At 63.0% G+C, this 21,689-nt stretch carries 21 protein-coding genes; 14 read left to right on the top strand and 7 right to left on the bottom strand.

What is annotated here, in order from left to right:
- Nucleotides 1–55: 55 nt before the first annotated feature.
- The 4 genes from E4K64_RS19570 to E4K64_RS19555 all read left to right on the top strand — a co-directional run bounded on the left by E4K64_RS19570 (nt 56) and on the right by E4K64_RS19555 (nt 2,984).
- Nucleotides 56–610 carry a flavin reductase family protein gene (locus E4K64_RS19570; RefSeq protein WP_135164974.1) on the top strand — a complete coding sequence of 185 codons (555 nt, stop codon included), beginning with the start codon at nt 56–58 and terminating at the stop codon, nt 608–610.
- A gap of 212 nt (nt 611–822) precedes the next feature.
- Entirely contained in the window at nt 823–1,209 is a 387-nt protein-coding gene (locus tag E4K64_RS19565) for a hypothetical protein (protein ID WP_135164973.1), read from the top strand.
- 119 nt (nt 1,210–1,328) lie between these two features.
- Nucleotides 1,329–1,589, top strand: a complete 261-nt coding sequence (locus E4K64_RS19560) for an SEC-C metal-binding domain-containing protein (RefSeq protein ID WP_167772125.1) — start codon at nt 1,329–1,331, stop codon at nt 1,587–1,589.
- A 177-nt stretch (nt 1,590–1,766) separates the two neighbouring features.
- On the top strand, nt 1,767–2,984 hold the full coding sequence (locus E4K64_RS19555; RefSeq protein ID WP_135164971.1) for a hypothetical protein: 1,218 nt from the start codon (nt 1,767–1,769) through the stop codon (nt 2,982–2,984).
- 68 nt (nt 2,985–3,052) lie between these two features.
- Here the strand turns inward: E4K64_RS19555 and E4K64_RS19550 are convergent, their stop codons facing one another.
- The 3 genes from E4K64_RS19550 to E4K64_RS19540 form a co-directional block, all read right to left on the bottom strand.
- On the bottom strand, nt 3,053–4,924 hold the full coding sequence (locus E4K64_RS19550; protein WP_167772124.1) for a sigma-54-dependent Fis family transcriptional regulator: 1,872 nt from the start codon (nt 4,922–4,924) through the stop codon (nt 3,053–3,055).
- A gap of 272 nt (nt 4,925–5,196) precedes the next feature.
- Nucleotides 5,197–8,502 (bottom strand): acetyl-CoA carboxylase family protein, encoded by a 3,306-nt coding sequence (locus E4K64_RS19545; protein ID WP_167772123.1) that lies wholly within the window; start codon nt 8,500–8,502, stop codon nt 5,197–5,199.
- Nucleotides 8,503–8,782: 280 nt separating this feature from the next.
- The gene (locus tag E4K64_RS19540; protein ID WP_135165036.1) at nt 8,783–10,465 is read right to left on the bottom strand and encodes a methyl-accepting chemotaxis protein; all 1,683 of its coding nucleotides are present in this window, start codon (nt 10,463–10,465) and stop codon (nt 8,783–8,785) included.
- Nucleotides 10,466–10,750: 285 nt separating this feature from the next.
- Here E4K64_RS19540 and E4K64_RS19535 point away from each other — a divergent pair, with 285 nt between their 5' ends.
- Nucleotides 10,751–11,251, top strand: a complete 501-nt coding sequence (locus tag E4K64_RS19535; RefSeq protein WP_135164968.1) for a hypothetical protein — start codon at nt 10,751–10,753, stop codon at nt 11,249–11,251.
- An 11-nt stretch (nt 11,252–11,262) separates the two neighbouring features.
- Nucleotides 11,263–11,736, top strand: coding sequence for a hypothetical protein (locus E4K64_RS19530; protein ID WP_135164967.1), 474 nt, complete (start codon nt 11,263–11,265; stop codon nt 11,734–11,736).
- 97 nt (nt 11,737–11,833) lie between these two features.
- On the opposite strand, the gene E4K64_RS19525 is transcribed toward E4K64_RS19530, so the two are convergent.
- Nucleotides 11,834–12,439 (bottom strand): TetR/AcrR family transcriptional regulator, encoded by a 606-nt coding sequence (locus E4K64_RS19525; RefSeq protein ID WP_135164966.1) that lies wholly within the window; start codon nt 12,437–12,439, stop codon nt 11,834–11,836.
- 161 nt (nt 12,440–12,600) lie between these two features.
- On the opposite strand from E4K64_RS19525, the gene E4K64_RS19520 reads away from it, so the two are divergent.
- Complete coding sequence (locus E4K64_RS19520; protein WP_135164965.1) at nt 12,601–12,978, top strand: tautomerase family protein; 378 nt, start codon at nt 12,601–12,603, stop codon at nt 12,976–12,978.
- Nucleotides 12,979–13,186: 208 nt separating this feature from the next.
- On the opposite strand, the gene E4K64_RS19515 is transcribed toward E4K64_RS19520, so the two are convergent.
- Together E4K64_RS19515 and E4K64_RS19510 are read right to left on the bottom strand one after the other, a co-directional pair.
- On the bottom strand, nt 13,187–14,146 hold the full coding sequence (locus E4K64_RS19515; protein ID WP_135164964.1) for a CobW family GTP-binding protein: 960 nt from the start codon (nt 14,144–14,146) through the stop codon (nt 13,187–13,189).
- A 3-nt stretch (nt 14,147–14,149) separates the two neighbouring features.
- Nucleotides 14,150–15,781 (bottom strand): amidohydrolase family protein, encoded by a 1,632-nt coding sequence (locus E4K64_RS19510; RefSeq protein WP_135164963.1) that lies wholly within the window; start codon nt 15,779–15,781, stop codon nt 14,150–14,152.
- A gap of 644 nt (nt 15,782–16,425) precedes the next feature.
- Here E4K64_RS19510 and E4K64_RS19505 point away from each other — a divergent pair.
- The 6 genes from E4K64_RS19505 (at nt 16,426) to E4K64_RS19480 (ending at nt 20,375) form a co-directional block, all read left to right on the top strand.
- Entirely contained in the window at nt 16,426–16,785 is a 360-nt protein-coding gene (locus E4K64_RS19505) for a type II toxin-antitoxin system TacA family antitoxin (protein WP_430642512.1), read from the top strand.
- A gap of 2 nt (nt 16,786–16,787) precedes the next feature.
- Nucleotides 16,788–17,285 (top strand): GNAT family N-acetyltransferase, encoded by a 498-nt coding sequence (locus E4K64_RS19500; RefSeq protein ID WP_135164962.1) that lies wholly within the window; start codon nt 16,788–16,790, stop codon nt 17,283–17,285.
- 134 nt (nt 17,286–17,419) lie between these two features.
- The gene (locus tag E4K64_RS19495; protein WP_167772122.1) at nt 17,420–18,445 is read left to right on the top strand and encodes an AlbA family DNA-binding domain-containing protein; all 1,026 of its coding nucleotides are present in this window, start codon (nt 17,420–17,422) and stop codon (nt 18,443–18,445) included.
- Between the two features lie 26 nt (nt 18,446–18,471).
- Nucleotides 18,472–18,768, top strand: a complete 297-nt coding sequence (locus tag E4K64_RS19490) for a HigA family addiction module antitoxin (protein WP_135164960.1) — start codon at nt 18,472–18,474, stop codon at nt 18,766–18,768.
- A gap of 157 nt (nt 18,769–18,925) precedes the next feature.
- Nucleotides 18,926–19,234 (top strand): hypothetical protein, encoded by a 309-nt coding sequence (locus tag E4K64_RS19485; RefSeq protein ID WP_235884712.1) that lies wholly within the window; start codon nt 18,926–18,928, stop codon nt 19,232–19,234.
- A gap of 157 nt (nt 19,235–19,391) precedes the next feature.
- Nucleotides 19,392–20,375, top strand: a complete 984-nt coding sequence (locus tag E4K64_RS19480) for an alpha/beta hydrolase (protein ID WP_209311974.1) — start codon at nt 19,392–19,394, stop codon at nt 20,373–20,375.
- Between the two features lie 58 nt (nt 20,376–20,433).
- Here the strand turns inward: E4K64_RS19480 and E4K64_RS19475 are convergent, their stop codons facing one another.
- Nucleotides 20,434–20,967 carry a 2'-5' RNA ligase family protein gene (locus tag E4K64_RS19475; protein WP_135164958.1) on the bottom strand — a complete coding sequence of 178 codons (534 nt, stop codon included), beginning with the start codon at nt 20,965–20,967 and terminating at the stop codon, nt 20,434–20,436.
- Between the two features lie 344 nt (nt 20,968–21,311).
- Here E4K64_RS19475 and E4K64_RS19470 point away from each other — a divergent pair, with 344 nt between their 5' ends.
- A complete protein-coding gene (locus E4K64_RS19470) occupies nt 21,312–21,557 on the top strand; it encodes a hypothetical protein (RefSeq protein ID WP_135164957.1) in 246 nt (81 codons plus the stop codon).
- Nucleotides 21,558–21,689: the final 132 nt, after the last annotated feature.

The following is a 21,689-nucleotide window of genomic DNA, read 5'->3' as shown; positions in this document are numbered from 1 at the left end:
CTCAGCGGGTGCGGCGCGATCGTGCCGCACCCGCATTCATTTCGGAGATTTCCGCGTGACGGTGGACGCCAAGGACTTCAAGCAGGCGATGCGCCAATGCGCCGGCGCGGTGGCACTGGTGACGGTGGGGACCGAGCACGGCAAGCGCACGGGCCTGACGGTGACCTCGGCCTGCTCGCTGTCGGACACCCCGCCCTCGCTGATCGTCTGCGTCAACCGCAATGCCAGCGCCCATGCGCGCATCCGCGAGGAAGGCGCGTTCGCGGTCAACTTCCTGCACGAGGATCACGCGCTGCTCGCGCTCACCTTCAGCGGCCAGAAGGGCATCAACGGCGACGACCGCTTCGGCTTCGGACAGTGGACGCGGGGCGCGACCGGCGCCCCGGTGCTGACGGACGCGGTCGCCGCGTTCGACTGCGTGCTGGCGCAGGAGTTCGAGACCAGGACCCATTCGATCTTCGTCGGCGAGGTCCGCAGCGCCTCGCATTCGGCCATGGCAACGCCGCTGGTGTATCTGCGCAGCAATTTCCACACGCCGCGCGAGATACGGGAAGGGATCTCGCTCGGCGATCTCGATGCACGCCATCTGAGCTGGACGGATTTTTCGTGAGAGAGCTGCCCTCTTGCCTTCTCCCTTGTGGGAAAGTCAATAGCGGGAATTGCCGAGCAAAATCAATCGGCAATCGTTCGAGTGTATGGCTGGTGTAAAAAGTAGAAATCGCTGACAATGCGGGGACATCAGTGTCGCGCCGTCACGCAGATCAGCGCCTTATTCACGCCCGGCCACTACTTCAGAGAATCGCGCGTGCATCTGTGCCAGCTATGTTCCGCGCCGATCTCACCCTTCTTGCCGAAGCACCAGCCCGAACGAACAGCGATCCTATAGGCACCATCGCGCGCATCGCAGATGTCGTTGATGCAGCCAACCGTCCTGCATTGCCTAAGATCAACATTGATCTGCCGTACCTCAAGCGGCTGTGGCGTCGGCAAAAGGGCTGCTGTGCGCTGACAGGAGCGCCACTCGAATTCAGCGGTCCGTTCGGCGTCACCATTGACCGCACCACGCCAGCACGCGGTTATACGAAGCGGAACGTTCGGCTGGTTGGGCGCAGTGCCAATGCCGCCAAATACGGTATGACAACCGCCGAATTTCATTGCTTTATCATCCAGTCATATCGCTGGCTTCGGCTAAAAAAGCTGGCACGCTGACGTCTAACCCCGGTCTTGCTGCCTGTGAATAACCCGGACAAACGTCCTAATCCTCGTACCGCTACCCTGCATTGTGCCACCGTAGCCACGCCGATTCGGAAGACGGAGCACTAGCAGCCTTGGCGAAGATCGGACGAAATCAGCCGTGCGACTGTGGCAGCGGGTTGAAATACAAGAAATGCCACGGCAAATACCCCAATGCTGCTCCGTTCCGCGATGCAGAGCACGAGCGCGCGTTCAAACAAGCGATGCGTAAAATGGAAGCGGAGCGTGCCCAGCGAGAAAAACAGCAGGGCTTAGGAAAGGGAATTATCTCTGCGCCATTTAATGACCATCGAATAGTCGCGGTCGGCAACACAGTCTACTTTTCCAAGAATTAGAAAACTTTTCAAGATTTTCTGAGAGAATTTCTGATCGGCTCTCTCGGCAAGGAATGGTTTCAGGCCGAATCCAACAAGCCAGATACAGAACGCCATCCAATTGTCCGCTGGTATCATCAAGCCATCGCAGATTCGAAACGAAATCATACCAAAGTCGGCAATCTGCTCGTCGGGCCGATGACCGGGGCACAGCGCGCGTTTATCAACCTCGCTTACAATCTGTACCTAATCGCTCATCACGCAGACCCGAAGGATGTTGATCAACTCACTTCAAGTTTCGTCGACAAGTTAAAAAGCGAACGCTCCGACGATTTCATCGGGAAGCTGTTCGAAACCTATGCGGCCGCTGCATTCTTGAAGGCTGGTTTTAAGTTGGCTTACGAGAATGAAAAGGATGGGCGTTCATCGCACGTGGAGTTTGTTGCCACCTATCCAAAAACTGGAGCAAACTTTTCGGTCGAGGTAAAGGCGAGGAATAGATCATCGACCGAGGACGGGCCAATAGATGAGGTCAAGCGGTTGCGTGTTGGCAACAAGCTGAACAAGGCTCTATCCAAGCACGCACAACACAAGCGCATCGTAATGATCGAAGTGAATGTGCCCGACATGCTGACAGAACCGTCCTTTGACGATGGATGGCCAAAGGCAGCCCTTGATCAGATACGTAACATAGAAAAGACCCCGGCTCCCGATGGGGGCGAGAAACCGAGTGCATACGTAGTAGTCACTAACCATTCGTTCCACAATAATCTGAACGCGATTGGCAGCGGCACACAAGTGATCGCAGCGGGTTGTCGTATTCCCGACTTTGGACCTGACGTCGGCTTCAATCGATTGAAAGATGCGATCGAATCGCACGAGCGTCACAAGGAAATGCTCGCGCTTCTCGATTCCATGAGAGCGCACTACGAAATTCCTTCGACATTCGACGGTGAAAATCCAGAGTTCGCTTTTGCCCCCGAAGGATCGCCGCCACGTCTGCGTTTTGGCGAAGTTTACTTGATCCCAGACCCGAGTGGGAAAGAAATCAGCGCTCGGCTCTATGAGGCCATCGTGTTGGAGAACGAGAAAGAAGTCATCGGTTTCTATCGGTCAGTCGATGGAATGCAGAACATGACCATGCGAACGCCGATGACTGATTTGGAAATAGCTGCGTGGAAGCGTCATCCTGAGACGTTCTTTGGAGAAGTACGCCCGCTCCCTAGTAAGGCACAGAATTGGCTGGAGCTGGCATTGTTCTTCTACGAAACCTACAAGTCCACGCCTCGCGAGAAATTGCTCGAGTGGATGGCTTCGTCTGACGATATAGAGTATCTCAAGACGCTTTCGCAAGCCGACCTCGCGATACTATATTGCGAACGTCAGGCTTTCGGAGCGGCGCGGAAAGATGATTAGCTCCCCGCCCGCAAATTCTCGCCAACTTACGCCAAAGCCTTGGTGACGGTCCTTGGGCTCTTTCAAACCTAGCTCTCGCACCAGCCGCGTTGCGCCGTCTCGATCTTCAGCTGCTTGATCTTCCGATACAGCGTTGCGCGGCTGAGCTTGAGCGCGCGCGCCGCCTCGGTGACGCGGCCGCCGTGCTTGCGAAGGGTGTCCACGATCGTCGCACGCTCGGCTGCTTCGAGATCAGGCTCCGTCCGTCCACCAAACGGCGGGAGATCGAGATCCGCATCGGTGATGACGCCATCTTCGGCCGTGCAGCCGGCGAGCCGCAGCACGTGGCGAAGCTGGCGCATGTTTCCGGGGAACGGATAGGCCGCGAGCTGCGAGCAGGCCTCGTCCGACAGGCGACAATTCGGTGCTTCCTCACGCGCGATCTGGCGAATGACATCGTCCCTGTCGGCGCGCTCGCGCAGCGCCGGCAGCCGCACCTCGATGCCGCGCAGGCGGAAATAGAGATCGGCGCGGAACGCGCCCTGCTCCGCCATGCGGCCGAGGTCGCGATGTGTGGCGCTGATCAGACGGATGTCGACGGCGACAGGCTTGAGCGCGCCCAGCGGCCAGACCTCGCGGTTTTCCAGAACGCGCAACAGGCGCGTCTGCAAGCCGATCGGCATGTCGCCGATCTCGTCGAGGAACAGCGTGCCGCGATCGGCCTGCACGATCAGGCCCCTCGAACCGTCGCGCCGGGCGCCGGTGAAGGCGCCGGCCTCGTAGCCGAACAGTTCGGCGTCGATCAGACTCTCCGGCATCGCCGCACAATTCAGCGCGACATAGTTGTGACGCGCCCGGTTGCTGGCGGCGTGAATGGCGCGCGCGAACACGTCCTTGCCGACACCGGTCTCGCCATGCAGCAGCACCGGCAGATTGTGATCCCCGATGCGCCTGAGCCGGTTCACGCTCTTGATCAGGCCGGGATCGCGGCCGGCGAGCCGATGCAGCGCATCGAAGCGATCGACGGGCGCGTCGCGGCGTGGTGCAAGGGGCTTTGCGCGCATCGGCGGCGCCACATGCCCCTGGCCCAGCGGACCGCCATCCGCCCGACGCAGCTCGACGAGCTCATCCGTGCCGCGCACGGCCTGATGATCAAAACGGACGTAGCGGGACACATCGATGCCGGAGGCGATCATGCCGTCGGTGAGGCCCAGCAGTGCGCGCGCGGAGCGGCAGGCGCCGACGACGCGGCGGTCATCGTCATAGGCGATGAGGCCGCTGCCACCGTCACCGGGCACGGTGGCGATCCAGGCGTTGCGGAAATGGGCACGGAAGATCGCGCCCTCGATCCGCCGGGTCGCCTGCATCGTCACCGCGAGCGCGAGCTGATGTGCGGTGCGCTCCAGATCCTCGCGGCAGGAGGTGATGTTGACGGCGCCGACGAGCCGGCCGGCCTGGTCGAACAGGGGCGCCACGGCGCAGGAGAACATGTGCCACTGCGCGCGAAAATGTTCGTCGCGATGCACCAGGATCGGCTTCGCCTCGGCCAGCGCCGTGCCGAGCCCATTGGTGCCCTCGAACGTCTCGGCGAAGTTCGAGCCCGTGTAGATCTTCCAGTCCAGAAACATCCTTGCGTCGGCTTCGCCCGGCAGGCGGCTGAACAGCATGGTTGCGTTGGCATCAGCGAGATTGACGCAATAGCCGGCGTCGCGCAGCGCACGGGCGAGATCGTCGAGCTCCGGCATTGCGAGCCTGATCGTCTCCTCCATCGGCTCGGCGGCATGCCGGACCTCGGCTTCGGTGAAGGTCTGCGGCGGTCCCTGCCGCGCCGGATCGAGCTTGTGGTTGACGAGGCACCGCCGCCAGGAATTGGCAATTCGCGAAGAGGCATCGACGTCGGCCACATGATTGGCGACCGACAAGACACGGGCGACATGGTTCGAGGCCGACAAGCTGGCCATCGCGGACGTCTCCACCCTGTATTATTGTGCAAAGTCTGGCACCACAGGCGGGGATGTCAATCGGGAACCGGGAATGGGGAATGGAGGCACATTGCCTCAACGCCGTCATGGCCGGGCTTCGTCCCGGCCATCCACGTATTGCCGCGCGTGCGAAAGAACGTGGATGCCCGGGACATCTAGCGCGAAGACGCGCTTCGCGCTTCTGCCCGGGCATGACGGTGTCGAAGCAGAATGCCTGGATGCTCAGTCAGAGCCGATTTGCTGCACCGCCCTCACCAGGTATCGATGCACGGCCGCTTCTTCGCCGTGCGCGCCGGCGGCTTCGGCACTGACCGCAGCCCCGCCATGATCCAGCGCCGCGTTTCGGCGGGGTCGATCACGTTGTCGATCTCGAACACCGAGGCGATCGAGACCGCCTTGCCGTTGGCATAGAGCTCGGCGACCTTGTTGCGATAATAGGTCTCGCGCTCCTCGGGGTCGGCGATCGCCTCCATCTCCTTGCGGAAGCCGAGGCGGACATAGCCTTCCAGGCCCATGCCGCCGAACTCGCCGGTCGGCCAGGCCGCGGTGAAGAACGAGGCGTGGAAGCCGCCGCCGATCATCGACTGCGCACCGAGACCATAGCCCTTGCGCAGCACGATGCCGAACAGCGGCACGGTGAGGCTCGCGCCGGTCACGAACATGCGCGAGACGTGGCGGACGATCGCGGTCTTCTCGGCCTCCGGGCCGACCATGAAGCCAGGCGTGTCGCAGAGCGAGACGATCGGCAGATCGAAGGCGTCGCAGAGCTGGAGAAAGCGCGCGGCCTTGTCGCCGGCATCGGCATCGATGGCGCCGCCGAGATGGCGCGGATTGTTGGCGATCAGGCCGAACGGCCTGCCTTCGATGCGGATCAGCGCGGTGATCATGCCGACGCCGTAGTCGCGCCGCAGCTCCAGCACGGAATCCTTGTCCGCGACGAGATCGATCACGCTGCGGATGTCGTAGACGCGTAAGCGGTTCTCGGGGATGGCGCGGCGAAGCAGGCGCTGGTCGGCGGCTTCCCACTCCGTCACCGCGCCCTGGAAATACGACAGATATTTCTGCGCGACACGCGTTGCCTCCTCCTCGTCCTCGACCAGGATGTCGATGACGCCGTTGGGCGACTGGAACGAGACGGGGCCGACCTCGGCCGGGTGATAGACGCCGAGCCCGCCGCCCTCGATCATGGCCGGGCCGCCCATGCCGATCGAGGCGTTCTTGGTGGCGATGATGACGTCGCAGCAGCCGAGCATCGCGGCGTTGCCGGCGAAGCAATAGCCGGAGACGACGCCGACGACAGGGACGAGGCCGGACAACCTTGCGAACTGCACGAAGGACGGACCGTCGAGCCCGGTCATGCCGAGCCGGTCGGTGTCGCCGGGCCGGCCGCCGCCGCCTTCGGCGTAGAACACCAGCGGCACCCGCCAGTCTTCCGCAAGGGTCAGCATGCGATCGATCTTCTTGTGATTCATGTGGCCCTGCGTGCCCGCGAGCACGGTGTAGTCATAGGCCACGACGATGCAGCGCGCGCCCTCGGGGCCGAACTTCTCGGCATTCACCGTGGCGACGCCCATGACGAGGCCGTCGGCCGGCGTGTTCTTGATGAGGTCGTCGAGCTTGCGCCGGCGGCGCTGTGCCGCGATCGCGAGGCTGCCATATTCCATGAACGAGCCTTCGTCGACGAGCTGGGCGACGTTCTCGCGCGCGGTGCGCTGGTTGGTGTTGCGGCGGCGCTCGACCGCGGCCGGGCGGTTCGCATCCAGCGTGTTGGCCTGGCGCGCGATCAGCTCGGCAAGATCCGGGCGGATGTGGTCGAGATCCACATCGGCTTCCGCGGCCGTGTGATCCGCCGCGACGTCGAGCGGCTCCAGATACATGATCGGCTCGCCATGCAGCAGCGTGGCGCCGTCGCCGGCGACGAGCTTCATGACCCGGCCGCCCTGCTCGGCCATCACGAGATGCTCCATCTTCATGGACTCGATCACCGCGAGCTGCTGGCCCGGGCGCACGATCTCGCCTTCCTTTACCTGAATGGTGACGATGGTGCCCTGCAAGGGCGCTGCGACCAAGACCGCGCCTTCGGGCACCACCTGGGCGACATGCGCTTCGGTGCCGTGCGCTCCGCTTCGTTCCGCCGCGGCAAAATAGAGCGGCTTGGCCGCGCCATCGGCGGCATCGACGAGCTTTGCGATATTGCGGTCGATGAAATCAGTCGCGATGCGGTTGGTCCTGAAATCGGGATGCGCCAGCACCGCCTGGAGGAAGGCGATGTTGGTGACCACGCCGTCGATGCGGAACTCGCGCAAGGCGCGCGACGCCTTGGCGACCACGTCATGCCAGGCTTCGCCCGGCGTATGCACGATGACCTTTGCCAGCAGCGAATCGAAGGCGGCGCTGGTCTTGTAGCCGGAATAACCAAAACTATCGACGCGCACGCCGGGCCCGGAGGGCGGCTCGAACACCGCCAGCACGCCGCCGGTCGGATGCGTCGCGCCGGTCTCGTCAAGCGTCTCCATGTTGACGCGGAGCTGCATGGCATGGCCGCGGGGCTTCGGGATGGATTCCTGCGCCAGGCCGAGGGAGGCCAGCGAAGCCCCCGCGGCGACCGCCAGCTGGGCGCGGACGAGATCGAGGTCAAGCACCTCTTCGGTCACGGTGTGCTCGACCTGAAGCCGCGGATTGGCCTCGATGAAGGCAAAGCTGTCCTCGGCGGTGCCGTCAACCAGGAACTCGAACGTGCCGAGATTGTCGTAGGCCGCGGCCGCTGCAAGCTGCTTCGCGGCGTCGATGATGCGGCCGCGCAAGGAGTCGCTCAGCGAGGGGCTCGGCGCCACCTCGATCAGCTTCTGATGCCGGCGCTGGATGGTGCATTCGCGTTCCCAGAGATGGGTGATCGCGCCATGCTTGTCGCCGATGATCTGCACCTCGATATGGCGCGCCTGCCGGATCAGGCGCTCGGCATAGACACCGTCGAAGCCGAAGGCCGCCTTGGCCTCCGACTGGCAGCGCGCATAGGCTTCCGCGAGATCGGAGGCGTTCTCCACCACGCGCATGCCGCGCCCGCCGCCGCCGGCCATCGCCTTGATGACGATGGCCGCGTTGCCGCCGAGCGAGGTGAAGAACGCCGTGATTTCCTCCAGGCTCGACGGCCCGCTGGTGCCGGCGATGATCGGCACGCCGCAGCGCTTTGCCAATTGCCGAGCCGCGACCTTGTCGCCGAACAGGTCGAGCGCCGCCGGCTTTGGGCCGACGAAGGTAAGACTCGCATCGGCGCAGGCTTTCGCGAACGCTGCGTTCTCGCTGAGGAAGCCATAGCCGGGATGCACGGCGTCGCAGCCGGCGCCCTTCGCCGCCGTCACCACTGCGTCGATATCGAGATAGGCCCGGGCGCCGCGGCCGGGGATTTCGATGGCGTCGTCGGCAACACGCACGTGCAGCGACAGCGCATCGTCGGCGGGATGGATCGCAACGGTCGCGATGCCGGCATCGGCCGCAGCCCGCGCGATGCGGATGGCGATCTCGCCGCGATTGGCGATCAGGAGCTTCTTGAACGACATGGTATCTCTCACTCAGACGGCAGCAGAACGATTGGGATCGAGGTCCCGCCCTTCGGCCGGGCCTTGTCCCACAGGCCGCGCAAGGTGGCGAGGTAGTCCTTCTCGTCGAGGCCCACGTTCATGACGTTCTTCCCGTGTTGCTTTTCTTCTCGCGAAGGCACGCAGGTGCCGTCGACCGACGTCGTTACACGTCGAGCACGGCAGAGGTCATGTCAAGAAAAACAGCACCGGCGTCGCGGCCGATGCCGCGACGCGGAAATAACAGGCGTCGCGCAGTACGCTAGGCCGCGCGCACGCCCGCGACGAAGGTGCTGACCTCGTTTTCGAGGGATTGCAGCTTCTGCGTCAGCCGGCCGCTCGATTGCAGCACGAGCCCGGCGGCCTGGCCGGTCGCCGCGGTGGCCTCGGTGACGCCGGAGATGTTCTGCGAGACCTGATCGGTGCCGGACGCGGCTTCCTGCACGCTGTGCGCGATCGCCTGCGTGGCGGCGCCCTGCTCCTCGACGGCGGCGGCGATCGACGAGGAGATCTCGTTGACCTCCATGATGGTGGCGCGGATGCTCTCGATGTTGCCGACGACCTGATTGGTCTCGGCCTGGATCGCGGTGATCTGCGCGCCGATCTCGTCGGTTGCCTTCGCGGTCTGGCTCGCCAGCGACTTCACTTCGCTCGCGACCACCGCAAAACCCTTGCCGGCCTCGCCGGCCCGTGCCGCCTCGATGGTGGCATTGAGCGCGAGCAGATTGGTCTGCGATGCGATCTGGTTGATGAGGTCGATGACCTCGCCGATCTTGTGCGCGGCCGCAGCCAGCCCCTGCACGGTGTCGTTGGTGCGCTGCCCGTCGGCGGCGGCCTTGTCGGCCACGGTCGCGGCCTGCGCGACGCGCTGGCTGATCTCCGAGATCGAGGACGACAGCTCACCGGCGGCGGAGGCCACGGTCTGCACGTTGCTCGATGCCTGCTGGCAGGCGGATGCGACGAAGCTGGCGCGGTCGCTCGCCTTGTTCGCGGTCTCCGACATGCCCTGCGCGGCCTGCTGCATCGCGCGCGCCTCGTTGAAGACGTCGCGGACGACGGCCTGGACGCTCGCCTCGAACTTGCCGGCGAGGTCGGTCATCGCCTTGCGTTTCTCGTCATCGGCTTTCCGCTTCATCTCTTCCTGTTCGGCATGCATCTGGCGAACGGCCGACGCATTGTCCTTGAACACGGCAAGTGCCTTGGCAAGCCCGCCGACCTCGTCGCGACGATCGATGTAGGGCACCTCGAAGGCGCTGTCGCCGGCGGCGAGGCGCTCGGTCAGCGCGGTGATCCGGGCCAGCGGTCCGGTGACGCTGCGGCCGATCAGGAAGGAGGCTGCAAGGACCACCACCAGCACCGCCAGGCAGACATAGGCGAAAGTCATCGCGTTCTGGCGGAACGCGGCGTCGACATCGTCGAGATAGATGCCGGTGCCGATGATCCAGCCCCAGGGCGCAAAGCCCTTCACATAGGAGATTTTCCCGACCGGCTGGTCGAAGCCGGGCTTGGGCCAGAGATAGCCGTAGAAGCCCGCACCCTGCTTCTTGACCACGTCGACGAAGCCCAGGAACAGGGCGTTGCCGGCGGGATCCTTCATGCCGGACAGATCCTTGCCGTCGAGTTCCGGCTTGATCGGATGCATGACCATCTTGGGGGTCATGTCGTTGATCCAGAAGTACTCGACCTTGTCGTAACGCAGGCTCTTGATCTCGGCCATTGCGGCGGCCTGGGCCTGCTCGCGCGGCAGTTTTCCCTCGCTCTCGAGGTTCTGATAATGGGCGAGAATGCCGTAGCCGACGTCGACCATCTGCTGCGTCTTGGCCTGGCGATCGGCCACCATCTGGGTGCGCAGGGTCGACAGCGCGATCGGCGCCAGCGCGATCATGCCGAGCAGGCTGATGCCGACAATGAGGACCAGCTTGAAGCTGATGCGGGAGAAAAAAATCATCAGAGCTCGCAGAATTGGCGGTACAGATATGCCAATTTATCCCGCCCCCCTTAGCAAAGCCTTAAGCATTCCGGTTCCGCCAGCGGCCGCCGCAGGCCCGCCGCCGCGCATCGATGTCGTCGTCTAACGACCCGGCCCCGCATTCGAATGTAAACCTCTTCAAATCTAGAACACCTCGATATCGGCCTTCTGCGCGTTGACTTGGCGGGGGCTCTGGCAGAACGATCGACGCAGCAACCAGCGCCAGCTGTGGCGTGCGAGAAGCCAAGGGCCAGAGGCTCCATGCATCCATCGACATCACCAAGGTCTCTCGACCTGCCCGCGCTGAGCGCGGCGGAACGGCTCTTCATCTGGGGATTCCGGGCCAAGGCACGCAGCGGAGGTGCCGTTCCGACCGCAGCCGACATCCAGGAGGTGTACGACCATTTTCGCGTGGGCGATGCCGTGGCCTCGCTGGAATCCATCATCGAGATATTCGCCTGCACGGCCCATACCGCCATCGAAGTGCACTGCCCGACCTGCCCGCGCGTGTCTGACGGCGAGCGGGAAATTTTGCATGCCATCGCCGCGGCACAACAGGATCGCATCGACATCGCGCGCGAGCGGTTCGAGAGCTGGCTGCCGCCGGTCGGCGCCGATTGGGCGCTCGCGCCCGTGCGAGGGCTCGCGACGATCTTTCGCATGGCAGGCCTCATCCTGCCCGACCGCCAAGTGCGGTCTTTCGATCATGACCGCACCATGGCGATGAAGAGCTGGCTGGTCGGAAGCCCGACGCTGCACTGACGAGATCGTTCATGCCTCCGGATATTTGCGGTTCTGTGACGGTCCCGAACGCCGGCCAGCCGCGGCTCTGTCCGCTCCAGGCCGCGCTTGCGGCGCGTCCCACCGTCGAAAGCTACGATGATTTCTGCCGCGTCGCGCTGTCGTTGTTCCGGTTCATCGGGGCAGCCTATACGACCGGCGCCTCCGATTGCTGGGAAGCGGCCTATCGCTTTGCCGACGAGGCGCCCGGCGTCTCCGACAGTCCGCTGCTGGTGGCACGCGCTGCCGCGCTGGTCAGAATCCTGCGCAGCGGCCGGCCCTGCGAATTGTGCTTCATGCCGCCGTCCTGCCGGCGCCTGTCGAAGGACGAGGCCGGATTGATGCAATTGCTGGCGGTCGCGCGCCGCAAGCAGCCGGGCGAGCTCGAATCCATCGTCTGCCAGCTGGTCGGCTCCGGCAAGGAAGACGCGGCGACACGGGCGGTCAACGCGCTTGCACTGTGCTGACACCAAAAGCGCGATGCGATTAGGATGAATCGTCATCGCGCTTTAGCTTGTTGTTTAAGCATGATCTTTTCGGAAAACCGCTACGCACTTTTCCGGATCATGCTTTAGGCCCCCTTTTGCCCAGCACGAGATCGATCGCGTGGGCGGCGATCTTGCGCAGCTGCGGCTCGTCGCCGAACGCACGTTCGAGCACGGCGAGACCGCGCGTGACCGTGACAATGTGCAGCGCTGCGGCGGCGGGATTGCCGCTGAACTCGCCGCGCTCTGCACCGGCCGCGAGCGTATCCTGAACCAAAGCGGTGACGCGCGAGAGGAGGCTCGCAAAAGCCTGACGCGCCGCTTCATCGAGCCCTTCGCCTTCGGCCGAGCCGAGTTCCATCAAGCCGCGCGTGGTCGGACATCCCCGCGGCGGTGTGCCGGAACGGAAATTGGTGATGGTCAGTTCGAAGAACACGGTGAGGCGTTTGCGCAAGCTGCCTATCCCCAGCGCCCTTTGCAGCGCTGCGACATAATCCTCCGCATAGCGTTCATAGGCCTGCAGGAACAGCGCCTCCTTGCTGCCGAAGGCATTATAGAGACTGCCGCGCTGCACGCCGGCATCGCGCGCGATGTCGGACATCGAGGTGCCGCGCACGCCCTTGCGCCAGAATTGATCGAACGCGATGCGCAGGACCTCGTCGTGATCGAATTCGCGCGGCCTCAACCTCGGCTCCCCAGAGTATTTGACATGGTGTCAAGAACATGCTTTCTAGACATCGTGTCAAAAACTGATTGGAAGTGATAGCCCATTTCGTCAATGGGCCGTACCGGCGGCGCACATATTCGCCATGCCGGATAGAGCCCGCATGCAAAGGGACCAATGATATGCCTCTCCTTCACATCGCGATTCGCGCCGGCAAGCCCGAAGCCTACCGCCAGGCGATTCTCGACGGCCTCTATTACGCCATGCGCGAAGCGCTCGACGTGCCCGAGGACGACGCGTTCATGGCCATCACCGAGCATGAGCCCGCGAACTTCCGCTGCGGCACCGGTTACGGCGTCGCGCGCAGCGACGATGCGGTGCTGATCCAGATCACCGTGTTCGCCTCGCGCACCACCGAGCAGAAGAAGGCGCTGTATCGCCGCATCGCGGACCGTCTCGGCGAAAGCCCCGGCATCCGGCCGGAGGACGTGTTCGTGAACGTGCTCGATGCTCCCAAGGAAAACTGGTCGGTCGGAAACGGCATCGCGCAATTCGCATGAATTTGCCGAGCCCTCCATCCCCCTCTTGAGAATTTTCGGCCGCAAGGCTCACCTCCGCCGAGCTGCGATGCGAAGCATCGTCCGGAGCAATCGGGGTGAGGGGCCGCAGCACTCAGTGAGACTGTAACCCCTCACCCGGATCGGATCTTTCGATGCGATCCGACCTCTCCCTACGGGAGAGGTGTTCGAGTTCTCGGCCTGCATCGAGTCATCCAAATCCTATTCCGCCTTCAGAACCTTTCTCATCCGCAACGCACGCCGCCATGATGCTGTCGAGCTCGGCGCGCGTGAGCACCCCGAGCTCTGCGATGAAGACGATCCGCGCGCGCGGCACGCCCGGGGCGGGTGCATCGCCAGGGGCCAGCGTGGCGCGGCCGCCGGCGAATTGAAACACCATCTGGCGGCCGGGCTGCTCAACCGTCTCGAACAGGCCTTTCGCGCGCGCCAGCTTCGGCGCCAGCCTGGCGATCGCCTGTTGCAGGCGCGGCAGCGAGAGCGGACGATCGGAGGTCCAGCTCAGCGTCTCGAAACGGTCCTCCGCCGGCCGTTTCGGCCCGGGCGTGCGCGGCGCCGGCGCGCGATCGACATGCGCGGGAAACAGCAGCGCGGACGGAATTGCGCCGTGTGGCGCATCGACGACCACGGCCGGAACGCGCTGAGCGCGAATGGCGGCGCGCATCCGCATTCCCGCGCCCTCGTCCGCCAGATCGAGCTTGCTGAGCGCCACGATGTCGGCGACGCGCAATTGCGAACGCTGGAGGGCATCGTCAAGGGCGGCCGGCGGTGTGCCGGCGTCCATCACGCACAGCACCGTCTCCAGCAGCGCCTCGCGCAGGATCACGGGATCCATCAGATTGCGGACGATGTCGGCGGGATCGGCGACGCCGCTGGTCTCGATCACGATATAATCGGGCTTCGGATCGCGCCGCAGCAGCATCGAAAGCGTGCGCAAGAGATCGCCTTCCAGCGAGCAGCAGATGCAGCCATTGGCGAGGCTGACCACGCCGTCGCTGGCGCCCGCGATCAGCTCGGCATCGATGTTGATGGCGCCGAAATCGTTGACGACGGCGGCGATGCGCCGTCCCTCCGCATGCGCCAGCAGGTGGTTCACGACAGTCGTTTTGCCCGCCCCCAGAAAGCCCGTGACCAGCAGAATGGGGACCGGCATGGGTCAGCCCTCGACGACGGGGCGGCGCACCGGTTTTCCCGGCCGCGCCGCGACATCGAGAATGCCGTCGCTGATCAGCACCTCGCCGCTGACGATCAGGTGCCGCACGCCCTCGGACGGACGGTTCATCGCCGTGAAGGTGGCGCGGTCCGAGAGTTTTTCGTAGTCGAACACGACGATGTCGGCGTCCACACCTTGTTGCAGCCGGCCCTTGGCGCGCATCGCCGGCGTGCTCTGCGACAAGATCTCGGCCGGGATCAGCGCGCATTTGCGCACGCCTTCCAGCAGCGACACCGTCTTGCGCTCGCGCACCCATTCGCGGATGAATTTGGTGAAGCAGCCGGCCGAGCGCGGATGCGAGGTGGCATCGTCCGGCAGCGGCCAGGCATCGCCGGTGTAGGTCTTGCCGTCCGACGTCGTCCACGGCATCGCGTCGGAGGCGATTGCGCCGCCGGGATACAGCACCGACATGTCGAGCAGGTCGCGGTGATGCGCATTGTGCTCGGTGTCGAGAATGTGCCAGAGCACCAGCGAGGAGGGCTCCTCCGCCTGCGCCTTCAACAGCTCCTCGCGGTCGTGGAAGCGATAGCCGTCGGTCACGCGCTGCACGGAATCGTAGCCGGTGCCGTTGCGCTCGACGAATTCGGGGTCGCTGAAGAAGGCGGCGGCCAGCACGGTCGAGCCGGTGCCGTAGGGATAGGCCTCGACGGTGATCGGCAGGCCCTGCCCTTGCGCCTTTTCTATCAGCGTGCGGCAGCGCTCGACGTCGGTCTTGCTCGACGAGTTGAAATGGCAGATGTGCATGTGCGCGCCGGTGGCGCCGGCATAGCCGATCAGGCGGATATAGGCTTCCACCGCACTCTCAGGGTCGATCCGCGACATGAAGGCGACATGGGTGAAGGTCGGCACGTTCCTGGCAGCCGCGAGCTGGCAGACCGCGGTCAGCTCCTGCACGCCGGCGCCCGGCGCGTAAGCATTGAGGATGCCGATACCGATGCCGCCTTCGTTGAGGCCGCGCCCGAGGCGTTCGAGAATGCCCGAGACTTCCGCGTCGGTCGCGACATTGTCCATCCAGCGGCGATCGCGCATGGCGTTGCCGAACGCCTCCAGCGAGCTCTCGGCATTGGAGCCGGTCATCGCGCCGATGCGCGCAAAGGCCCAGTTGGTGGCGGCACCATAGTTCAACACGCGCCCCTTCCTGGCCTGGCGCTCATACCAGGACCCGACCGGCAGCACGCCGGCCTCGAGATCGAGCGTAGTCGTGACGCCGTCGAACGCCTGCATGCGGTCGGCGGGGATCGACTGGCCATGCGCGTGCAGATCGATGAAGCCCGGGGCGACCACGAGCCCGGTGGCGTCGATCACCCGCTCGGCGCCGCCGAGCGAGGAGCCGACCGCAGCAATCCTGCCGTCCATTACCGCCACGTCGGCGACGGCGTCCATGCCGCTTGCGGGATCCACCACCCGGCCGCCAGAGATCACCATACCGCTCATATCGTCACTCCTCCACCTCGAGATCGCATCAAGGCAGATTCCGGAAGCGACGACCACCTCCACCGGAGCCGACGCAGCATGCTCATAGGGAAGATCGTCTGGCAGGCAAGTCGCGCACAAGCGCCCACGTCCTCGCGGCATGATTTGCCCGAGCTGTGCTTCTCTTCTCACCCTCTCGAAGGAAAGGGCGCAGGGAAGGCCGGGCGCCGGCTGGCACTCGTAAAGACCCCCGTGCTGAATGGATGCACACGCAATGCACAGGGGAGACACAGGGCAGCCAAAACCCGGCCTTCCCTGCGCGATGGTTTGACGGCCTATGCCGCGCTCTCCCGGGAGCCGAACTTTCCTTCTGGCCTCCCTCGCCCCGCGAATTGGATGATGCAGTCTGCCCGGTTGGGCTCGCTGGCATCTCGCGAAAGGCTTGACCGTAGCAACGACGGCCAGGACCACACGGTTTCGCCGCACGCAGGGGCGCCGTTCGTCTTCGCGGGTCACGCATGCTCACGAGGTGATCTCGCCCTGCACGCGCAAGCTCCGCCTTTAACGCCGCCCGCGTCCACCGCAATCCCAGCCCGCGTTCGAAACGACGTACGACCGCCCCTTTGGTGAGCTGGGATGGCCGACACATACGCTAAATCCGAATTTCGGTAAAGTGGAATATTTTTGCGGAGAGGGGTTGACAGCGGCTGGGGTGTTTCGCTGAAACGGGCGATGAACCTGTTTGCATTGATCGTATTGCAAAATGCGCTACAAAGTCTATATTGGCGTCTGCGGAGGTGTTCATCATGTCGCGAGCAGAACGCAAGGAGCATCCGCTTTCGATGCGGATGCCGGAAACCGACATTGCCATCATCGACCGGGCCGCGGCGCTGCGCGGGCGTTCGCGTACGGACTTCGTGCGGGACGCAGCCGTGCGCGCCGCCGAGGACGTGCTAATGGAGACGGCTCCCATTCGCATGAGTCCGGCCGGCTTCAAGGCGTTCATGGCGACACTATCAGGACCGGCCGCCCCGGTGCCGGAAATGGTCGAGCTCTTCGAGCGCGCTGCGCCATGGGAGAGCAATGCATCTTCAAGCAACGTGGACACCGGTTCGCGTGAAGAAGGCGCGTCCAAGCGAAAGATCCGCTCGGGCAAGCGGCGCTGAGGTTGGCGATCTCCGCCCCCGAGCCGTTGGCGCCAGCGCACCAACTCGACGAGTTCTCCTGCGGCAAGCCATCGCTCGACCGCTGGCTGAAAACACGGGCGCTGTCCAACCAGGAAAAGGGTTTTACCGCCGTCATGGTGGTGCACGAGATGAACCGGGTGGTCGGTTATTATGGCCTTGCACCGACGGCCATCGTTCCTTCGTCCCTGCCGCGGTCGATACGAACCGGTCAGCCGCCTGACCCCGTACCCTGCCTCCTGCTGGGACAGCTCGCAACCGACGAGAACTGGATCGGCAAAGGGATCGGCACCGGCTTGGTCAAGCATGCGCTCCAGCGCTGCGTCACGGCCGCAGGCCTGATTGGAGGCCGCGCGCTGATCGTCAATGCGGTCGATGCCGAGGCTGCTGCCTTCTGGGCGCGGCGCGGCTTCATTGCCTCGAAGGATGATGCGCTCGTTCTCTTTAGATCAATCGCCGACATTGCGGCGTCGCTTCGCTAGACACTTCACGCCGTCCCAGTCCGGATTATAGTGCACCGCAATTAGGAAACCGACAGCCAAGCAAGGGCAAGTGCATTGTCAGCGTAACCTGCCGGCCTATGATAGGCGTCTTCTATCTTGGCGAGAAACTTCCAATGGAAAGTCGTGTTGACCAAATACGCGCACTTGGTGCCAGCTATTTTGAGCAGATAATCGCCGATCGAGAGGAGGAGACCCTCCATCTAGAATTTAAGACACTCGCACAAGATGGCGGCAGGCTAACGCGTGACGATCGGAAAATGATCGCTGAAGCTATCGCCGGCCTCGCTAATGCAGAAGGCGGAGTTCTGATCATCGGTATCGAGACAAAGCGTCTCGAAGGTGTCGATGTGGCCATTGGAAAGCGATCTGTCAAGCAACTGCAGCGTACAGCCAACCTAATACGCGCACAGATCCCAGAGATGTTCTCGCCTCGACATTCGGGAATCAAATTACTATCCGTTATTGAAGCCCAGAAGGACGATGAGGGCTTTGTCGTAATCGACGTTCCCGCATCACCGGACCGCCCTCACTACAGCAACGTCCATCACCAGTACTTTAGGCGAGGAGCAGACAGAACCCGGGTAATGGAACATGGCGAAATTCGCGACCTCATGTTCGCCACACGTCACGGCAGCCTAAAAGTGAGAACTTCAACCCAGATTAGCATGAGGTCAGGAAACAAATTCGGAGGCAGCTTCCTGCTTTCGGTCGCGAACGCCGGACAGCTTCCTGTCCGAGCACCATATCTAAAAGTTTCTCCGAGCTCTGGTTGGCAGGCAGTTGGTGTCGGGCTCCTCGATGTGCGCCAGCTTCGGGGCAACACAGTAGGCCTCTACGCCAAAAACGATCAGTTAGTTCACGTCGACGACGAATTTCATCTCGCACGACGCACATCAGGTATCGAATTGATGATGACAGGAGATCGCAGCGAGATAATCTCGAAGATTTGCGAAACCAGAGACGATAAGCTGTTTCGAATTAAGCCGTTCGAGGAGAAAAATTTGTCAGATATCTCATTCGGTACTTTCCGAGTAACGTTCGGCGCCGAGAACGTCCTTCCCGACACGGGCACATTCGAGTTAGGAAAATGGGAGATGTTTGAGATACTGGCGGAGAGCCTCGAAAATGCTTCGTTCTGATGTGGCGACCCAGTAGGAGTTCGCAGATGGCAAGGAAACTTCCGCCGATTCATCCAGGCGAAATCCTGCGCGAAGAATTTCTCGTTCCGCTCAAGCTGACCCCCTACGCGGTCGCGGCCGCGCTGAACGTGCCGCGCACCCGGATCGAGCGCATTGCGCGCGAAGAAAAGCCCGTCACGGCCGACACCGCGCTGCGGCTGGGAAAATTCTTCAAGACCGGCGCGGCGTTCTGGATGAACATCCAGACCCGTTTCGACCTCGAAACGGCGGAAGACGTGCTCGCACCTCAGATCAGGAAAATCGCGTCTTACGAGGCGGCTTGAGGGGGCCGCAGTTGCGGCGATTTGGAGCCAAGTCCGATGCCCGCGAAGTTCCAAGACATCATCACAGCGTTCGAGTTCGCCAACACCAACGGCGACATGGGAGAGTTTCGCGCCTTCGTCTGCAAACAGACCGGAAATATCTTCTATCAGCGACTTCATGGACGGGGAAGAGTTCAACGACGAACTGCCCGATGACATCGACGACCGGGAGAAATATCTCCCGCTCCCGGACAAACGAGATCTCGGCCTCGGCAAGCCCCTGGCGCTGGCCTTTGTCCGCGAGTTCCTGCCTGATGATTTCGACGACGTCTGCCATTTCTTCAGGAAGCGCGGCGCTTACCCGAAATTCAAGTCCCTGCTAGCCCGGCGAGGATCGATCGAGCGCTGGCATGCCTTCGAGAATGAGGCGACAGAGCGGGCGTTGCGCAATTGGTGCGAGCTCCATTCCATCGAAATCGCCGACTGACCTGACACGCGTTCGAACGTCACGAGGTACGCAAGGCTCCTTCGCCGTCTTCTCGCCCCCATTGTCATTCAGGGACTAGGCGGGGCGGCGTTAAGGTGGGCAAAGTTCCCAAAGGTTCCGTGTGATCGTCCAAGATCTTCCGCAACGCGACCATTCCATGTCGCGCCGAACTTTGCTCGGCGGACTTCTGTCGGCGGGCAGCGCCCTCGCGCTCGGCGGATGCGCCGGCCTGGGCGCGACCGGCGCGCGCTTCGATGCCTCGTCGCTCTCCGTCGACTCCACATTGCTTGTCGCCACCACGCGCAAGCCCGTGAATGGGGCTCGCGCCAAACCCTGGTTCGGGCCGGAGCGCGCAACGAGCATGACGGTTGCGCGGGCCAAGCTGGTGGCGCCCGACGAGAGCCGCCTGTCGCTCGCCTCGGTTGGGCTTGGCAGCTGGCGTCTTGATCGGATCGAACCGGTGCCGGCCGACGCCGGCGACCTCGCCGCGCAGGCCGGCGGCGGCGACGTGCTGATCTATGTGCACGGCTTCAAGCAGACGTTCGAGACGGCGGTGCTGGATGGCGCCTATCTCTCCGATGCGATCAAGTTCCGCGGCCGCACCATGGTGTTCGCCTGGCCTTCCAAGGCCGGGCTGTTCGACTACGCCTATGACCGCGACAGCGCGATGTGGTCGCGCGACGATTTCGAGCGCGTGCTCTCGACGCTGGTATCGGCGCCGGGCGCTGGCCGGGTGCACATCGTTGCGCACAGCATGGGAACCATGCTGACGCTCGAAAGCCTGCGTCAGCTCCATGCGCGATACGGCGAGACGGTCACGAGCAAGATCGGCGCGGTGGTGTTTGCCGCCCCCGACATCGACATGGACGTGTTCTCGTCGGCGGTCCAGCGCATCGGCCCGCTCGCCGGCAAGATCACCGTGATCGCCGCGACCAACGACCGTGCGCTGGCGCTGTCGGGACAGCTCGCAGGCGGCATGACGCGGGTCGGCGCCGCCGAGAAAGCCGCCATCGCGCGGCTCGGCGTGCGCGTGATCGATGCGTCAGCGGAAGGCTGGGGCATCGTCAACCACGATCTGTTCCTGTCGAATGGGCAAGTGCAGCAGGTGATCCGGCGGTCGATCGACGGCACGACGGCGTGAGGGGGCGTTGGGGCGCCAGTTGATGCATTGCAATCAATGACGCCGAAGCGACCACCAACTATTGCGGCAATCTCCGTTCGGCGATGATCCGCACCGGAGGAAAGACGACGCAATCCGCCACGTCGAACAGCACTTCGATGTTGCGATCAAACGCGCGTGCAAAGGCAATCGCCTCATCGCGCCGCTCATCGGCAACGGCAGTGCCGAGCGTGCAATGGGGGGTCCAGGCGCCGGGCCGGTAATGAGGACGACAATGCGCTGGATCAATTGCCGCGCTGATGGCGGCATGGATGCGAGCCAGGGTTTCATTGGCCTCCGGCTCCGCCCAGAGAACGAGCGGAGAACCTTCGAACCAGCGAATTCGTTTGAACTCGATCCGCAGTTGCGTCTCACCGGCAACAGCTGCCAGCATCGCATCCCACGCGGCCTTCTCGTCAACTGCCGGCGAGTCGTAGATGGCAAATGTGAAATGGGGCCGATAGCCGAGGGCGCGCATCGAGGGCTCGGCCTCGAACATCGCAACCTGATCCCACAGCCGCTCGATCTCGCCTGCTGAATCGTTGTCGGCCCGGATATTGATCGCCACTGCCACAGGTTCACCTCAGGCGTGGAACAATCAAATCGAGATACAGGGGAAAGGCTGGCTTCAAGACAGTGGCGCCCTAGGAGCCTTTGGGTTGATCTCCGCCGCTAGAGATAATGCCGGGTTTCCTTCACAACTTCAACTATTGCCGACCAAGACTTTTCGCTTTGCTAAGAAATTTCTGAATTGTGTGACGCGATGTTGGACGTCTCTGTTGGACGAAATCGGAAGCCATTTCGGCTTAGCTTGGGGGCAGTCTTAAGTGCATCACGCCCCGATTATCGAGCAGGCGTTTCTTTGGTTCGCTCCTTTCACAACCTTCGCTACTATCCTGGCAGCGAGGAGCAACTAGCGTGGCCAAGCCGAAGAAACGAAAAGCCAGAAAAATAGCGCCTGACGACTATTTCGCCGCTGGGCCGATGGAATTTGCCAGATTTGGCAGGATTACGCTCGGTCGCTCAAGGGCCACCAAAGAGCAGCACCAGGCCGCTCAAGCGCGGATGGTTGCACAGTATCCCATCGCGGTCCGCGCAATCGAAGAGCTCGTGCAATCCATTGCAACTCAGATCGCTCCCCAACGAGCCCAGGTCGTTTACTAACCGCCGACTTGAGCATCGTATACGTCTTGCTCGCAGTTGCACGACGTCTTGCACTCTAATTTAGCGCGGCCACTACTTGGCGGACCAGAATACGTTAGAAATTTGATTTTCCTGATTATTGGATCGCTTTTG

This window comes from Bradyrhizobium frederickii (assembly GCF_004570865.1).
In the GTDB taxonomy this organism is placed as follows: Bacteria; Pseudomonadota; Alphaproteobacteria; order Rhizobiales; family Xanthobacteraceae; genus Bradyrhizobium; species Bradyrhizobium frederickii.
Note: the sequence above shows the minus strand (reverse complement) of the source record. Positions and strands in the feature narration are given on the sequence as shown.

Coding starts and splice junctions, on each gene's coding strand:
- E4K64_RS19565 (WP_135164973.1), top strand. CDS start 823: ATGTTCCGCGCCGATCTCACCCTTCTTGCCGAAGCACCAGCCCGAACG.
- E4K64_RS19555 (WP_135164971.1), top strand. CDS start 1,767: ATGACCGGGGCACAGCGCGCGTTTATCAACCTCGCTTACAATCTGTAC.
- E4K64_RS19550 (WP_167772124.1), bottom strand. CDS start 4,924: ATGGCCAGCTTGTCGGCCTCGAACCATGTCGCCCGTGTCTTGTCGGTC.
- E4K64_RS19545 (WP_167772123.1), bottom strand. CDS start 8,502: ATGTCGTTCAAGAAGCTCCTGATCGCCAATCGCGGCGAGATCGCCATC.
- E4K64_RS19535 (WP_135164968.1), top strand. CDS start 10,751: ATGCATCCATCGACATCACCAAGGTCTCTCGACCTGCCCGCGCTGAGC.
- E4K64_RS19530 (WP_135164967.1), top strand. CDS start 11,263: ATGCCTCCGGATATTTGCGGTTCTGTGACGGTCCCGAACGCCGGCCAG.
- E4K64_RS19520 (WP_135164965.1), top strand. CDS start 12,601: ATGCCTCTCCTTCACATCGCGATTCGCGCCGGCAAGCCCGAAGCCTAC.
- E4K64_RS19515 (WP_135164964.1), bottom strand. CDS start 14,146: ATGCCGGTCCCCATTCTGCTGGTCACGGGCTTTCTGGGGGCGGGCAAA.
- E4K64_RS19510 (WP_135164963.1), bottom strand. CDS start 15,781: ATGCCGCGAGGACGTGGGCGCTTGTGCGCGACTTGCCTGCCAGACGAT.
- E4K64_RS19505 (WP_430642512.1), top strand. CDS start 16,426: ATGTCGCGAGCAGAACGCAAGGAGCATCCGCTTTCGATGCGGATGCCG.
- E4K64_RS19495 (WP_167772122.1), top strand. CDS start 17,420: ATGGAAAGTCGTGTTGACCAAATACGCGCACTTGGTGCCAGCTATTTT.
- E4K64_RS19490 (WP_135164960.1), top strand. CDS start 18,472: ATGGCAAGGAAACTTCCGCCGATTCATCCAGGCGAAATCCTGCGCGAA.
- E4K64_RS19485 (WP_235884712.1), top strand. CDS start 18,926: ATGGACGGGGAAGAGTTCAACGACGAACTGCCCGATGACATCGACGAC.
- E4K64_RS19480 (WP_209311974.1), top strand. CDS start 19,392: ATGTCGCGCCGAACTTTGCTCGGCGGACTTCTGTCGGCGGGCAGCGCC.